The sequence below is a fragment of the Adhaeribacter sp. genome (assembly GCF_057359045.1).
On sequence record NZ_JBMQUD010000156.1, the window covers coordinates 1 to 14,403 of the forward strand.

A 14,403-nucleotide genomic window follows, 5' to 3' on the forward strand; every position below is an offset into this window, starting at 1 on the left:
AAACTCGCTGATGTACTGAAAGGTTTGCAAGCCCAGGGCCACGACAGTGCTTTATACGCCATTAATGCCACCATTTTCACCGACATGGCTTTAATTCCTAAAGATAAGTTAAACATACAAATGAATAAACGCTTGCCGCTGGTTAGCATTCCGGAAATACACGTTACCGATATTAAAATGGAAGATGTTGGCTTAAAAGGAGGTACGGTGGTAGTAGAAACCTCTATTAAAAACGAAAACGGTTTTCCGCTGCGTTTTACCGACATGAATTACCGGGTGCAGGTAGATAACAACGGCTGGATGGAAGGCAGTAAACCCGGTACTGTTCATATTCCGGCTAACGGCGCCACCACCATGACCATACCCATGGAAGTAAAATTAAAAGAAATGGGTAAAAACGCCCTCGACTTAATCCGGAAAGGCACTGATGTGCACTACGATTTCCGGATGAACACTAAACTGGCCTCGGATGCACAGGTATTAAAAGAAAGTAAAATAGCCCTAAACTCTTCTGGCAAACTTAAAACCGTTGTTGATGCCGTTAAAGAACATAAACAGGATTAACCGCTAATATTATTCTGGTATTTTAGGGTTCTTAGCAATTTTATTTACTTAAACATTAGGTTTGTAGCCAGTGTATTATTTACTTTGCAACACAAAGTTCTTTCTACCAAATTCACAATGAAGCATAAGCCAGAACCCCTCGAAACGTTAACCGAAATACGGGCGTTAATGGAACGATCATCGCGTTTTATTTCCCTGAGTGGCTTATCGGGGGTATTTGCCGGCGTATTTGCTTTACTGGGAGTAGCAGCCATTGCCATCCGGTACCGTCTTTCTTTCCTCCTCGACGATTATTATACCCGGGCAACTTACAACTCCGGCATACCCAACGCCGATTTTTTTATTTTCATGTTCTCGGTAGCCATAACTGTGTTGGTTTTATCTTTGGGCGTGGGTATACTGCTTACCACCCGGCGGGCCCGAAAACACAATTTACCTATTTGGGATAAAACCGCCCAACGGGTAGTCTGGAACATGTTTATTCCGTTATCGGCGGGTGGTGTTTTTTGCCTGGTTCTCCTGGAGCACGGTATTTTTACCTTAATTGCTCCGGCTACCCTGCTTTTTTACGGCCTGGCCCTGCTTAACACCAGTAAGTACACCTATCCCGACCTGCGTTATCTGGCTTTAAGCGAAATATCGTTAGGTTTGCTGGGCTGTTTTATGGTGGGGTACGGCTTATTATTCTGGGCAATTGGGTTTGGGGTGCTGCACATTGTGTACGGTACCCGCATGTACCAAAAATACGAACGATGAATTGGGTTAATAATTTAAATAAAGCTTTTGAAAGTAGAATCAGATTAGGAATTATGTCGGTGCTGCTGGTAAACGATTGGGTAGAATTTACGGAATTAAAAGAAATTCTCCAGGCTACCGATGGCAACCTGGCCAGTCATCTGACGGCACTGGAAAAGTTGGCCTATATTGAGGTACGCAAACAATTTATCGGTAAAAAGCCCAATACGTCGTACGCTGTTTCGGCGGCCGGTAAAAAAGCTTTTAACACCCACCTAAACGCTTTGGAAAGCTTAATTAAAGCCCGGGAGTAACATTATGAATATATTGTTTAACAGCTTTTTAACTTTAAAGCGGTTTAGGTAAGTCTCTGGTTAAGCTTTGATTTGGGTAAATATTTTACCATTGTGGCTCCGGCCACCTTTTTTTATTTATATACTTTGAACATCAAAGTACTTTATAAAAACATTATTTATCAGCCCCATTGGATTAGATATCAATAAATAAAAAATAAACCTGTACACACTAACCAATAATGCTTTATGAAAAAAATTGATTGGCTCTTACTTTCTGCCGTAGCGCTTTACAGTTACTTATTTTACCAGCAGTGGCCTGGCGCTAATTTCTTATTTTTTACTATCTTCTTAATATTGTGCCTGGTAGCCCTTAAACCAGCCGGTTTTAAAAGCAATACCTGGCTGGTAGCCGCCGCGGGCAGCCTTGTTTCCGGCATTTGTGTTGCCTCTTATGGTAATACTTTATCTTTAATTGCCAATATTGTTTCCTTAAGTTTACTGTCGGGCCTCAGCGTTAATCCGCGCCATTCGGTATTATTTACGTTAATATTTGCTGCTTATTCTTATGCTACGGCTGTAGTTTACCTGGTACTGGATTATTTAGAACGGAAGAAGATCCAGGTAAGCCAGCACACCAATCCGTTATCAGTACGGTTATTAATAGTGGGCTTGCCTTTGCTGGTAGTGGTGCTGTTCTTTTTTATGTACCGGGCCGCTAACCCATTATTTTACAGTTTAACCAAAAACATAACCTTTAATTTTATTTCGTGGGGCTGGATAAGCTTTACTAGCGGCGGCGTACTGTTACTGTACGGTTTTTTCTATCATCGGCCCATTCCGGAGTTGGCCCTCGCCGATATTGGTTCCTCTAACAATATTTACCCTAACCCAGATAAAAAGATTGGCTTTGGCAGTTACCACTGGCACCTGGACCATGAGTTAACTACCGGTGTAATTCTATTTGCATTACTAAACTTATTACTCTTTCTGGTAAATATTCTGGATGTAAATTTTCTTTATTTGGGCGGGGCTTTACCGGCTGGTATGTCTTACGCCGAATCGGTACACCAGGGCATTGGCGTGCTCATTGCTTCTATTATAGTTGCGGTAATTATTATATTATTTTACTTCCGGAGTCATTTAAATTTTTACAAAAAAAGCAAAAACCTGAAACTACTGGCTTATGTATGGGTGGCACAAAACGCGGTACTGCTAATTTCTACGGCTACCCGTAATCAGTTATATATTCAGGAATACAGCCTTACGCACAAACGGATTGGTGTTTATGTGTATTTGCTCCTGGCTTTTATTGGCCTGGTTTTTACTTTTATTAAAATACTGCAAGCTAAAAGCAATTGGTTTTTGTTCCGAAAAAATGCTTGGGCGGCTTACGGAGTTCTACTTTTAGCGGCTATTTTTAACTGGAATTTACTTATTACTGAATTTAATATTGCGCAGGCCACGGCTCGTAAAAAGGACTTGGATACCGGCTATTTATTGCAACTGGGTAATACTAACCTGCCCGAACTACTTACCCTGGCGGCCCCACTCCAACCAGCGCCAGCGTTAGAAAAATCCTGGTACCGCGCCGCCCAACCTTCTATTTTAACAGATATTCCACAGAGTCAAACACACAACTTCCGGCAGGAACTCCACAGCAAACTTTATAACTTTTGGCAAAAGTACCAAAACCTGAGTTGGCGCTCCTGGAATTATGATCGGAGCCGGGTTGCCCAGGAACTGGCTACGCGGGCAAGTAAGGGCCAGGTAACTTCTTTTTGGCTTACCGCGGGTAATTACCAATCGCTGGCGCCCATTTTAAATCTTACGCACTTACAAAACCTGTACCTCGCCCAAAACAGCTTAACCCAACTCTCCGAGCTAAAAGCCTTCCCGAAGTTAACCAGATTGGATGTAAGCAGCAATAATCTTTCTTCTATCAAAACTTTGCCCCGGCTTGCTTACCTGCGCGAGCTAAACCTGCAGCAAAATAAATTTAACAACCTAAGTCCGCTGCAAAATACGCCGGCCCTCGAGGCTTTAGATTTATCTGCTTTAACTTTAACCAGCCTTGGCAGCTTACCGCCTTTAATTAATTTAAAAGCGCTTAACCTCTCGCAAAACCAAATACCCGATTTAAGCCCGCTGCAAAATTACGCCAAACTAAAAACCTTGCTGCTGAGCCAGGCACTAACCGTACCGGCGGTTCAGTTACCCGTTTTACCTCAGGTTACTTTCCTGGATATATCGCAAAATAATATTTCTAATTATAGTAATGGCATCTTGGGGCAACTGCAGGGTTTCGAAAGTTTGCGAGTGCTTAACCTGGCTAATAATAACCTGGAGTCGTTTATTATAAAAATAAAAGCTTCTAGCCCCGATAGTACGCCGGCAAAAGCAGTTACCGAAGTCTTTACCGAGTTGCCCTTGCCCATTCCCGGACAGGTAGAAATATTAAATCTTTACAAAAACAACTTTCAGCATTTATCTGGTATTGGCGCTTACTCCAACTTGCGTCAGCTAGATTTAGGCGGCAATAAACTAACCAATATATCTCCTTTGGCCGCTTTGCCCAACTTAACCGTAGTTAATTTAGCCGATAATGGCCTATTGGATGCCAGCGCACTCGCACATTTGCCCCACCTGCAACAACTAAATCTGGCCAATAACCCCATTATTTTAACCGGCGCTAGCTTTAAAGAAAATAAGCAACTTACGCATCTTAATTTATCGGGAATTCCGGTGCAAAATCTGGGTTTATTTAATAACCTTACCGCTTTGCGCTATTTAGATTTAAGCAAAACCCAAATGAGTAATTTGGCGCCGGTTGCCAAACTCACCCAACTTACTTACCTAAACCTGCGCGAAAACCAAATTACCAATTACGCGCCCCTTTACCGGCTCCAGAAGCTTAAGGTTTTGTTGGTTAATCATATGCCGCCAGACCAGCTAAATCAATTGCAATTACGCTTACCCAACACCCGCATTTTGGCGGGTACTACTCCTGATTATAATTAAAACCAGTACGGTATAAATATTATGGATAATTATGTAATTCTCTGGCTGAAAACCACCTTTTGGGTATATCTGGCCGGCTTAGCTTGTTTCCTGGTTTTATATGGGTTGTACCAGGATTGGCTGTCGCCGGATAGTTTCTATTTATTTTATATTTACCTGGTGCTTAACCTATTTATTAGCGCTGGTTTTGCTTTGGTTAGTGTGGTGCTCACTATTTGGCAAAAAGAACATTATATCTCTTTACCGGCCAATATTTTGTTCAAAAAATACTTACCTCTGGTAGCATTACCCTTGCTTTTGTTATTGGCGGCCGTAACTATGGTGGAAATAAAAGACGGTTTACCCGAAATTTACCTGATACTAAGCACCTTATTTTTAACCGGCTACACCTGCCTGTTCATCAATATTTACCTGATTAAAAAAGAGCAAACATCCGCTCTAGAACTATATACGGGCAGCAGAATAACCCCTGATCTTGAGCATCCGGTTACAACTGAATAATGAAATGACTTTGGTTGTACTTAAGAAAGATGAGGCACTTTTGAAATTAAGCAGAAGCATATTTAGCTTAGTTATTTTCAGACTTAACTCTTGTAAATGCTTTACCAATCAGAAGAACAACCGCCCTTACCGGTTGTTATCAGCGGCAAGCAAATAAGCAGCGCTAATATTTTATTTAGAATTTTTGGGGCTTTAAACCGGTTTAGCTAAGCTTCTATTTAAAATAATGGTTGTGCAGAATAATAACAAGAGAAGGCGCGGCAAAACCGCGCCTTCTCTTGTGGTTGAACATAAGGGTACTGGCTATTTTTTTATTAATTTATGCTGGCTAAAAGCACCATTACACTCCAGGCGCAATACATATATACCAGGCAAAAGTTGGTCTAGGTTTTCCAAACTAATGCTGCCATTAGTCGCAACCGCTACTTGCTTATGTAATACGGTTTTGCCCGCCAAATTTACCAGCGTTAATTTAACAGAGGCGCTTTCAGTTAAGCCAATATTTACGTTTACCTGGTCGCCGTTGGTAAACGGATTAGGATAAACTAATGAATTTAATACGAAAGCATTATTTTTTATTGCGATAATTTTAGAATAAGCCTGCTGCCCATCAAAGTCTATTTGCTTTAACCGGTAATAGACAACCCGTTTACCAGGCACCCGCAGGTCTTCATAGCTGTAATTATTTTTGGTAGTAGCGTTACCTTTTCCGGCTACACTGGCAATTTTAACAAAGTTTAAACCATCCAGGCTGCGTTCCACTTCAAACTTTTCGTTGTTTTTTTCGGTGGCTGTGGCCCAGTTTAGCATAATTTTACCGTTTTGGCTAGTACCGGCAAAACTTACCATCTCAACCGGAAGTTCGGTTGGCTCATCCCGGTCGATGATGGGTTTTACAATTTCGCTACAGGTTTGCGGCCGGTAAGTTGCGGGTAAAGGGCTTACTTCTTTGCGGGTAACATTTCCATTACTATTACCGGCATCAAAAATCGAATTGTTCTTTGACGTTGTATCGTAAAAGGTAATGTCATCTGCTACATTTTTCGCAAAATTATTGCCTTGTACTTTGGTAGTGCCGGTAAAATAAAAATTACCAACTCCGTGTACTATACCATCGCTGTTAAAATCATGTCCTTGTATAAAACCATTGTTTTTTATGGTTCCGTTGCCATTATTGGTAATAGAACCATTACTACCAGTAGCTAAAATAAAACCTTCATTATTTATAACGCTATTATTTATAACACCAACTTGCGCCAACACGGTACAATTATTATTTAAGGTACCTGGATTATTAAGGGTTATTTCTTTAACCGAAAATAAACCAAAGTTTTGCAGCGTGCCACCAATAGCAGAGCTGCCCGTGGTATTTAATATATAGCCATAGTTATTTATGGTACCATTATTAATATCCAGATTACCGGCATGCTGGTTTATAGTACCTTCGTTGGTTACTTCAGAATTGTTACTTAAGCTAAAGCTTTGGTAAATACTTATAACAGCGTTCTTTTTGTTAGTTAAAGTAGCTTTACCGTTAAAATTAATATTGCTGTTAAAATTTACTTTATTAAAATTTATTAAATTAAAACCATCACTCAAACTAATACCACTAAAGTTAATAGTACCGCAATTAATGATTTCGCCAGTTGCACCATTAAAATTGGTGGGGTTAAAAGTGGCTGCCGCATCTACGTAAATTTTAGCAGTCTTGTCAAAACTGTTTATCTGACCGGTAAAAGTGCCTTTAAAAATGTAAGTTTCGTTTGCGTTTATATTATAAGCATTATTGCCCCCCTCTACTACTTTGGTTGGATTAGTTGGATAATCTGGACACTGTGCTACTGCTATTGCCGGTATAAAGCTTAAAAATAATGCCAGCCACAAAATATATGTATAATCAGCTAAACTCCTGCTCTGTTTAGCTTTAACAGTAGTATTTAAACTGTATTTATTAGTATAAATATTAACGATGTTAATAAAAGAAGTAGATAGAAGTATATTCATGTGCAACTCTAATTTTTTATCTCTGATTTATCCAGGTTTTAATTAACATGTTGCAAATGTATATTTTTATTTTAATATATAGTTAAAAACAACTATTATTTTGTATTTTAATTTATAAAGCCAAATACAAACCAATTTAAATACCACCTTTGTTTGTAAAATATCAATAATACGCTTATAGATTTGATTAAATTTATAATGCAGAATATGTAGTTAATGCAAATGGAGCTTTACACAACCATTAAAAAAACCACATTAAATATTGATTTACAAACTTGTAAGCATTCAAAACGAATAAATCCAGGCAATTTACCAGCCTGAGGATGAAGCTAAAAGGTAGTAGCTGCAATCTTACCAAGCCAACGTAGCCAAAGCAATATTTTACTTTTAACAAAGCTGCACCAGCCGTTTTTTTTAGAAGGTATTTTGAAAAGAATAGTTAAACCGGCTTATATATATTTGCTCTTACAATTTACACTGCCTCTTGTAAAGTTTGGAAATGGCTACGACTAATGCTAAACTATATTTGCAAAATCATGCTTAAATCTATGGCATAAAAAAGGCGCTAACCCATTAACAGGTTAGCGCCTTTTGCTTACGACAACTGTAATTATTTTAATAAACCGATAAAGGCAAATTACCTTTATACGCCCGCCGCAGTTTTAACATTAAACGGCACCGAAATATTACCCCACAACAGCGTAATAACCCCGGCATTTTTACCTTTAGGCGTAATAGCGATCTTAAACCGCTCGTTGTTTTCTTTAGAAGCCGCTGGTTTTACTTTTACCCGCAAGGCATCTTCGGCCTGGTCGTATTTAAAAGCGCCCCATTGCTCAACGGTTTTGTTAAAAATAATTACCCACTCGTTTTGGTTAGGAATGGTAAACAAAGCGTATGTACCAGCTTTAAGGGATTGCCCTTCGATGGTTACATCTTTAGAGAAAGTAATTTTAGTTGCAGCATTGGCACCGGTTCGCCATACCTGACCATAAGGCGCTATTTCTTTACCAATCGTACGACCTTTTACCCCCGGCGAACTATAATTAATGGTTACATCTGCGCTGCCAATTTTACCAGAAGCACTAGCCGGCGGACTAGCCGGGGTTTTAGTCTCCTGGGCAACTGAAACAAAAGCGCAAAACAAGACCAGACAGGCTACCAGGCTGGTTTTAAAAATTTGAGATATAGATGCGTGCTTCATAAAACTTAAAATATTTATAACTAAAACAAATATCGTTAATTCTGTTAAAATATTGCGTAAAAGCCAGGCTTATTTCGTACTGATATTAAAAATATTTTAACGGTCCATACGCACCACTTTGGGCGTAAAAGTGCCTAAAACTTCTACCAAATCGGCCTGGCTTTGCATTACATGGTGAATATTCTTGTAAGCCATAGGTGCTTCGTCTATACCGCCGCCAATTAACTCTACGCCATGCTGCGCCAATATGTCTTTTACGTCTTTGGCTGTAATAGTATTTAAAGCTAGCCGCCGCGACATAATACGCCCCGCCCCGTGCGAAGCCGAATACACCGCCTCTTCTACGCCTTTGCCCCGCACCAGAAAACCGGGGGAGGTCATAGAACCCGGTATTATGCCCAGTACCCCTTTACCGGCCGGCGTGGCGCCTTTGCGGTGCACAATTACTTCGCGGCCGTTGCTTAGTTTTTCTTTCCAGGCAAAGTTGTGGTGATTTTCAATTAAAGCCAATGGTTTTTCGCCTAAAGCCTTACCCAGCCGCTCATGAATCTGGTGGTGGCAGGCCGAGGCGTAATCGCCGGCCAGGTTCATGGCCTGCCAGTACTCCTGCCCTTCTTCAGAATCTAAATCGAGCCAGGCCAGGTGCCGTGCGTGCGGAGGCAGTTTACGGTTTTGCATAGCCACCTTGGTGTAATGGTTGGCAATAGTCGCACCTAAACCGCGCGAACCGGAATGCGACAAAACCGCCAGATAATTGCCCAGTGGCAAGCCAAACTCGTTTTGCGTATCGGTAATTTCGGTAATACCAAATTCTACAAAATGATTACCCGAGCCCGAACTGCCAATCTGTTCTACTGCTTTTTGTTTCTGGGCTTTGGCTATGGGTATTTCTTTGAATTCTTTCCGCTCAAAAATAGGGTGATCCATGGGGCGTTCAAAACCTTTGCCGGCACCAAAGCGGGTATTATCGTTCAGAAATTGTTTTAAACGCGGCTTGTCTTTATCGAGCAAACTTACGGGTAAATCGTACAGGGTAAGGCACATGCGACAGCCAATATCTACGCCTACACCGTACGGAATAACGGCGTTTTCGGTAGCCAGCACCCCGCCAATGGGTAAGCCGTAACCCTGGTGGGCATCGGGCATTAAAGCGCCGGCTACCGTTACGGGCAAACTCATGGCTGTTTCCATCTGAAACACAGCGCCCGGCTCTATGTATTCGGCCCCGTAGGTTTTAAAATCCAAAGCGCCCTCGGTTAAAGCAATTTCCCGCAGTTTATCTTTTTCGGCGTCGAGCTCTTGTACCAGCTTTTCTAGTTTTTTGTGGTGACGGTATTTATCAGGGTTATGAAATAAATCGTTCAGCAGGGCCAGTTGTTCGTCTTTGGCCGTGTTTTTATAATATTTCTCCATTAAGTTAAGGGCTAATCCAATGGCTTTGCCTTCGGGATAACCCAAGTCCAGAATATCTTTGCCTTTTACTTTCTCTTTGGCCATACTTCTTTATTTTAGCTCATAAACAAATTTTACGCAGGGCATCAAAAAAGATTAAATTTCTCCCTCCGGCTTACCAGCAATTAGATTTTAATTACTAGGCTACCGGCAAAAATTACTTTGGTTATACCACTGCTTACAATTAGTATTATGTAGCTACGATTTTTTGGAATATGGCGTTGGTAATTTAGCGGCCATGAAGTTATCTGGCGTTCTAAAACGCTTTTAAAAATTATTTGGCGGATTATGCCCGCCAAAATGCCCAACCATATAGCTGGCCCGCTGGGCTTCTTTTACATTATACTTATAGGCAAGGCTCTTGTAGTTAATGATATCTACAATGGTACCAATAAAACACAAACCGCCGGTAAATAAATACAGCAAGCCCATGCCAATGCTGCCAATCACAAACCGGTGTACGCCGGCTACGCCAAAAAAGCCAATGGCCGCTGTTATTAAAATTAGCATGGGTTCTTTGCGCCGCGACCGGTAAATATTGGTAAACTGCTGCGCCTGGGCATCGTTCATATTATGCATCAGCGATTGCACAAATGCCAGCTCGTCGGGTTCCAGCTCGGGCATAAAATTTAAAGCATTGGCCATAGTTTTAGGGGAATTAAAAATTAGGGAAATTATAAAGTAAAGTTAATGTGCTAAGAATTTTGTTCCGTAAACCCAAGTATCTAAACTGCGCTTAACCACAGCACCTTATCGGGTTCTGATTGATTAGATAGCATGGGCATTCTTAAAAATCCGGAATGAGCATATTCTGGCTAATAGATAGTTAAACTTTAAAATAGTTAAGCGTCACTAAATTAAAATTAAAAATGGAAGAACCGCTTTTTAAAGAAGATTAAATTTATTAAGCTATACCAACCTTAGACGTTTACTTCATTTGTAATTAAAGCCTCTGGCAAGATGTGGTTCTCTATAAAAAATTTTGCCACTCCATTGGAGCGGCAAAACAATTACTAAAATAATATACGGCTAAAATTATCAAGAATTTTAATTATCTAAAAAAGAAGCGCAAGAAGAATGACCACGCTTACGAATTTATATTTTTTGGCCAAGCACTTACTTATTGTACCACCACTTTATGCCGGGATAAATTATTATCCGATTGCATCTGGAGCAGGTACATACCTTTAGCTAAGCCTTTTAAGCTTATTTGCGCCACTACTTGCCTATTTACTACCGCCGCTTTCTTCTGCCAGACCAAACTACCCGTTGTTGTAAGTAAATTTAATACAACCTCATTGCCAGCAACTTCTGTTGCCCAAACATTTAAATTTACAGTGGCCGGATTGGGGAACAAAAGCATTTCTTTATTGATTTCTGAACCGGGAATGTTAATAACTACCTTTTGCGAAGGTTCTGAAGTACAGTTACCAGCCGTTAACACCACGGTATATTCGCCGGATTGGGTGGCAGTATAAGTAGCCGACGTAGCCGCATGAATAGGTGCATCCTGCCGGTACCATTGGTAACTGACGGCCGTACCAGTGCCATTACTTACCGCCAATTGGGTGCCATTTACCACAATAACTGGTTTAGCCGGCCTTACACATAAGGTTATCTCGGCCTCCGTGGCCATAAAAGTGTTATTTCCGCCCTGAGTGGCTTTTATTCTTACCTGGCCGGGTGCCGTTAAGATTAAGTTATTACCCAAGAGTGTTGCAGGCCCGGACACTACCGTAAAAGTAACGGTTAAACCTGAGGTAGCTGTTGCTACTAAAGTAAAGGGCTCAGCACCAAACGTTTTATCTGGTATGGCCTCAAACGCAATAGCCTGGGTTTGCTTGGGTGTGGTGGCTTGGGCCACCAGACTATAACCAGAGTATCCGGCTCCATTGCGGGCCCTTACCCGATAAAAATAAGTAGTATTACCTGACAAACCGCGGTGCGTAAAAATATTAACATTTGCCGGCAGAGAACCTATAACCGTGTAGGGACCATTGGCATCGGGCGCACTTTCCAGTTCATAGCCCAATTCGTCGGTGGCATTATCTGACCAGGTTATACCTATTTGGGTGCCAGATAAAGCAGTAGCTACTAAGCTAACGGGTGTAGCCGGTATAGTTGGCAGCGAAGTATTAACCAATAATTTTTGTACTACCGGCAAATCATTAGAACCGGGTAGCAAGGTATACTGGCCAATTAAAATATTATTATCCGGCAAAACCAACAGGCTACTAACAAATCCAGCGGCGTTTAGGTTGGCAGCAAAATCGTTATCTACGGTACCATTGGCGTGCAGCCGCGCTAAATTGGTCCGGTTAATGCCATTCATAGCCGTAAACGAACCGCCTACCAATAGCTTGCCATCTGCTTGTGGTACCATAGTTAAAATCCTTTCTACGTTGCTGTTTAAAGCTACCGAAAAATCTGTATCGGGTAAGCCATCGGCATGGTACAGAAAAAGTTTGGTGGGGTAAGCAGCTCCCGTTTGACCGCTCATCAATATTTTACCGTCGGGCTGGATGGCCAGGCTGTTAATTGAGGTAAAACCAGATGGGTCGAAAGTAAAAGTATTATCTAAGCTACCGTCTTCGTTAAAGCGCGAAATAACGCTTGTATATCTGTTGTCATTGGGGCCTTTGAATTGCAGGTTGCCTGCGGCTATAATTTTGCCTGGGCTTTGGTTCTCCCGGGGCTGGTACAATAGCCGGAGTGCGGCTCCTCTTTCAACACCAGTAGTAAATGATTCGTCTAAAGTACCATTGCTGTTTAGCCGGGCCAGGTTAGTTCTGGTTTTACCGCCTACTTTTAAAAAGCTACCGCTTACCACCACCCGGTTATCCGGCAAAACCAATATGCTCCTGATTTCCGGCGAATAATCAGCATTTATTTCAAATTCAGCTAAAGTATTATCAATACTGCCATTGGCATTGAGCTTAACTAAACCTTGACGAGCCAGCCCGTTTACTTTGGTAAAATTGCCCCCTACCAGTATCTGGCCGTTGGGCAGCACGCCCACCCCATAAATATGCAGCGGGCCCTGACTCTCGAAAATTGGGCCGAAACTAATATCGAGCCGGCCATCGGATAACAGCCGGGCTAAACTACGGCGAGATAAATTACCTACCTGGTTAAACGAACCGTAAATTAAAGTTTTATTATCCGGTAGTTGCTCCAGGTATACTCCGGTGCGGGCATGTAACGGTAAGGTAAAACTACCATCTTCGAGACCGTTTGGCCGCAGGCGAGCCAGGTAAATACATTCGCCGCCAACGGTTTTGTTAAAAGTACCGGTAACCAGAATGCTGTTGCCAGGCAACACCCGAAAACTGTTAAATGCTTTAAAAGGCATTTGGTAGTTAAAAGTATTGTTTAGGCTGCCGTTTGGGTTAATCTGCACCAGAGGTGCTTCTTTTGCTACCCCATTAATTTTATGAATAAAGCCCGAAACTAATATTTTGCCATCTGACAACAACTCTATGCCGCGGATAGAGTTAAAATAAGTAGTACTGCCGGCGTCGTGTTCTTCCACGGCATCAAAACGAGTATCTAAGGTGCCATTGGGGTTTAACCGCGCCAACACTAAACTGATTTCGTCTTGTCCGTAGAACGTGCCGGCAATTATTATTTCGCCGTCAGGTAAAAAGGCAAATTCTTTTATTCCACCTAAAACCGCACTGGTAAAAGTATGGTCTATACTACCATCGGGCTCCAGGCGCACCAACTCTTCAATGGATTCGCCATTAACTTTATTAAAAAAACCGCCCAATAAAATTTTATTATCTGGTTGCAGGCCAATTCCCTGAATGAATTCGCCGGGGTTTATATCAGCAGGCATTGGAACTAAATCAAGCTGAAAACCAATATCGAGCGTTCCATCGGCATTAAACCGTACTAAGTTTTGTTTATCAGTATTTTTTACTTTAAATCCGCCGCCTACTATTATTTTATCATCGGGTTGTACGGCAATATGGGTAAGCGCGTACCCAATGCTACTGGGTTCCAGGCTGATAAAAAAGCTATTATCGCGGGTGCCATCATTATTTAACCGCACCAGCGCCGGTTGAGAAGTGCCATTATTATTTTTCGCGTAGCCGCCAATTATTATTTTTCCATCCGATTGCGCCGCCATTACCTGAATGGTATAATCTGAAATATCAGCAGTAAAACTATTATCCAAAGTACCATCGGCGTTCAGGCGGGCTAAACCGGGTTTAGATTGGTTGTTTACCTTTTCAAAAGGACCTCTAATTAAAGTTTTGTTGCCGGGTAGTTTTGTTAAATTTGAAACCGGCGCATTTACCCACACCTCCGGTACCTGGTACAAAGGGTCTATGCCGGGATTTGCAGTTTGAGCGCGGGCGCTGAAATTTATTAAGAAGAATAGAATCAACAGCCAAAGCATTGTCGAGAAAAGCTCTTTTATCAGCCGTTTATTTTTCCGGTAAGCGGGTCTATAGTTCATTTTAACAGAATTAAACTAATGCGGATTGATGTGATGCTCTAACAGCAAATGCCGGCAGGTACACTACAACAGCAAATTAGTATGGCAACAAACCCTTAATCAATTTTTATTCTGTCTATGCCCAAAGCAGGCGGTTGAAAGGCGTATTTGGCCTATTGAAAGAC

At 41.5% G+C, this 14,403-nt stretch carries 10 protein-coding genes; 5 read left to right on the forward strand and 5 right to left on the reverse strand.

The window, feature by feature from the left end:
- The 5 genes from ACO1R6_RS24035 to ACO1R6_RS24055 form a co-directional block, all read left to right on the forward strand.
- On the forward strand, positions 1 to 564 hold a 564-nt coding region (locus ACO1R6_RS24035; protein WP_486268185.1), incomplete at its 5' end, for an LEA/WHy family protein.
- A 117-nt stretch (positions 565 to 681) separates the two neighbouring features.
- Positions 682 to 1,320 (forward strand): hypothetical protein, encoded by a 639-nt coding sequence (locus ACO1R6_RS24040; protein ID WP_486268187.1) that lies wholly within the window; start codon positions 682 to 684, stop codon positions 1,318 to 1,320.
- A complete protein-coding gene (locus tag ACO1R6_RS24045; RefSeq protein ID WP_486268189.1) occupies positions 1,317 to 1,613 on the forward strand; it encodes a winged helix-turn-helix domain-containing protein in 297 nt (98 codons plus the stop codon). The genes ACO1R6_RS24040 and ACO1R6_RS24045 overlap by 4 nt, the downstream gene beginning before the upstream one ends.
- A 228-nt stretch (positions 1,614 to 1,841) precedes the next feature.
- A complete protein-coding gene (locus ACO1R6_RS24050) occupies positions 1,842 to 4,613 on the forward strand; it encodes a DUF4153 domain-containing protein (protein ID WP_486268191.1) in 2,772 nt (923 codons plus the stop codon).
- Between the two features lie 21 nt (positions 4,614 to 4,634).
- Positions 4,635 to 5,114, forward strand: coding sequence for a hypothetical protein (locus tag ACO1R6_RS24055; protein ID WP_486268192.1), 480 nt, complete (start codon positions 4,635 to 4,637; stop codon positions 5,112 to 5,114).
- A 303-nt stretch (positions 5,115 to 5,417) separates the two neighbouring features.
- Here the strand turns inward: ACO1R6_RS24055 and ACO1R6_RS24060 are convergent, their stop codons facing one another.
- The 5 genes from ACO1R6_RS24060 to ACO1R6_RS24080 form a co-directional block, all read right to left on the reverse strand.
- Complete coding sequence (locus tag ACO1R6_RS24060) at positions 5,418 to 7,118, reverse strand: T9SS type A sorting domain-containing protein (protein ID WP_486268194.1); 1,701 nt, start codon at positions 7,116 to 7,118, stop codon at positions 5,418 to 5,420.
- A gap of 643 nt (positions 7,119 to 7,761) precedes the next feature.
- On the reverse strand, positions 7,762 to 8,322 hold the full coding sequence (locus ACO1R6_RS24065) for a DUF2911 domain-containing protein (RefSeq protein ID WP_486268196.1): 561 nt from the start codon (positions 8,320 to 8,322) through the stop codon (positions 7,762 to 7,764).
- 96 nt (positions 8,323 to 8,418) lie between these two features.
- Entirely contained in the window at positions 8,419 to 9,819 is a 1,401-nt protein-coding gene (locus ACO1R6_RS24070; RefSeq protein ID WP_486268198.1) for an RtcB family protein, read from the reverse strand.
- A gap of 222 nt (positions 9,820 to 10,041) precedes the next feature.
- Positions 10,042 to 10,419 (reverse strand): TM2 domain-containing protein, encoded by a 378-nt coding sequence (locus tag ACO1R6_RS24075; RefSeq protein ID WP_486268200.1) that lies wholly within the window; start codon positions 10,417 to 10,419, stop codon positions 10,042 to 10,044.
- A 475-nt stretch (positions 10,420 to 10,894) separates the two neighbouring features.
- Complete coding sequence (locus tag ACO1R6_RS24080) at positions 10,895 to 14,239, reverse strand: T9SS type A sorting domain-containing protein (protein ID WP_486268202.1); 3,345 nt, start codon at positions 14,237 to 14,239, stop codon at positions 10,895 to 10,897.
- Positions 14,240 to 14,403: the final 164 nt, after the last annotated feature.

Bases quoted from the DNA above. Each gene is read 5' to 3' on its own strand.
- ACO1R6_RS24065 (WP_486268196.1), bottom strand. From the start codon at position 8,322: ATGAAGCACGCATCTATATCTCAAATTTTTAAAACCAGCCTGGTAGCC.
- ACO1R6_RS24045 (WP_486268189.1), top strand. From the start codon at position 1,317: ATGAATTGGGTTAATAATTTAAATAAAGCTTTTGAAAGTAGAATCAGA.
- ACO1R6_RS24070 (WP_486268198.1), bottom strand. From the start codon at position 9,819: ATGGCCAAAGAGAAAGTAAAAGGCAAAGATATTCTGGACTTGGGTTAT.
- ACO1R6_RS24060 (WP_486268194.1), bottom strand. From the start codon at position 7,118: ATGAATATACTTCTATCTACTTCTTTTATTAACATCGTTAATATTTAT.
- ACO1R6_RS24050 (WP_486268191.1), top strand. From the start codon at position 1,842: ATGAAAAAAATTGATTGGCTCTTACTTTCTGCCGTAGCGCTTTACAGT.
- ACO1R6_RS24075 (WP_486268200.1), bottom strand. From the start codon at position 10,419: ATGGCCAATGCTTTAAATTTTATGCCCGAGCTGGAACCCGACGAGCTG.
- ACO1R6_RS24055 (WP_486268192.1), top strand. From the start codon at position 4,635: ATGGATAATTATGTAATTCTCTGGCTGAAAACCACCTTTTGGGTATAT.
- ACO1R6_RS24040 (WP_486268187.1), top strand. From the start codon at position 682: ATGAAGCATAAGCCAGAACCCCTCGAAACGTTAACCGAAATACGGGCG.
- ACO1R6_RS24080 (WP_486268202.1), bottom strand. From the start codon at position 14,239: ATGAACTATAGACCCGCTTACCGGAAAAATAAACGGCTGATAAAAGAG.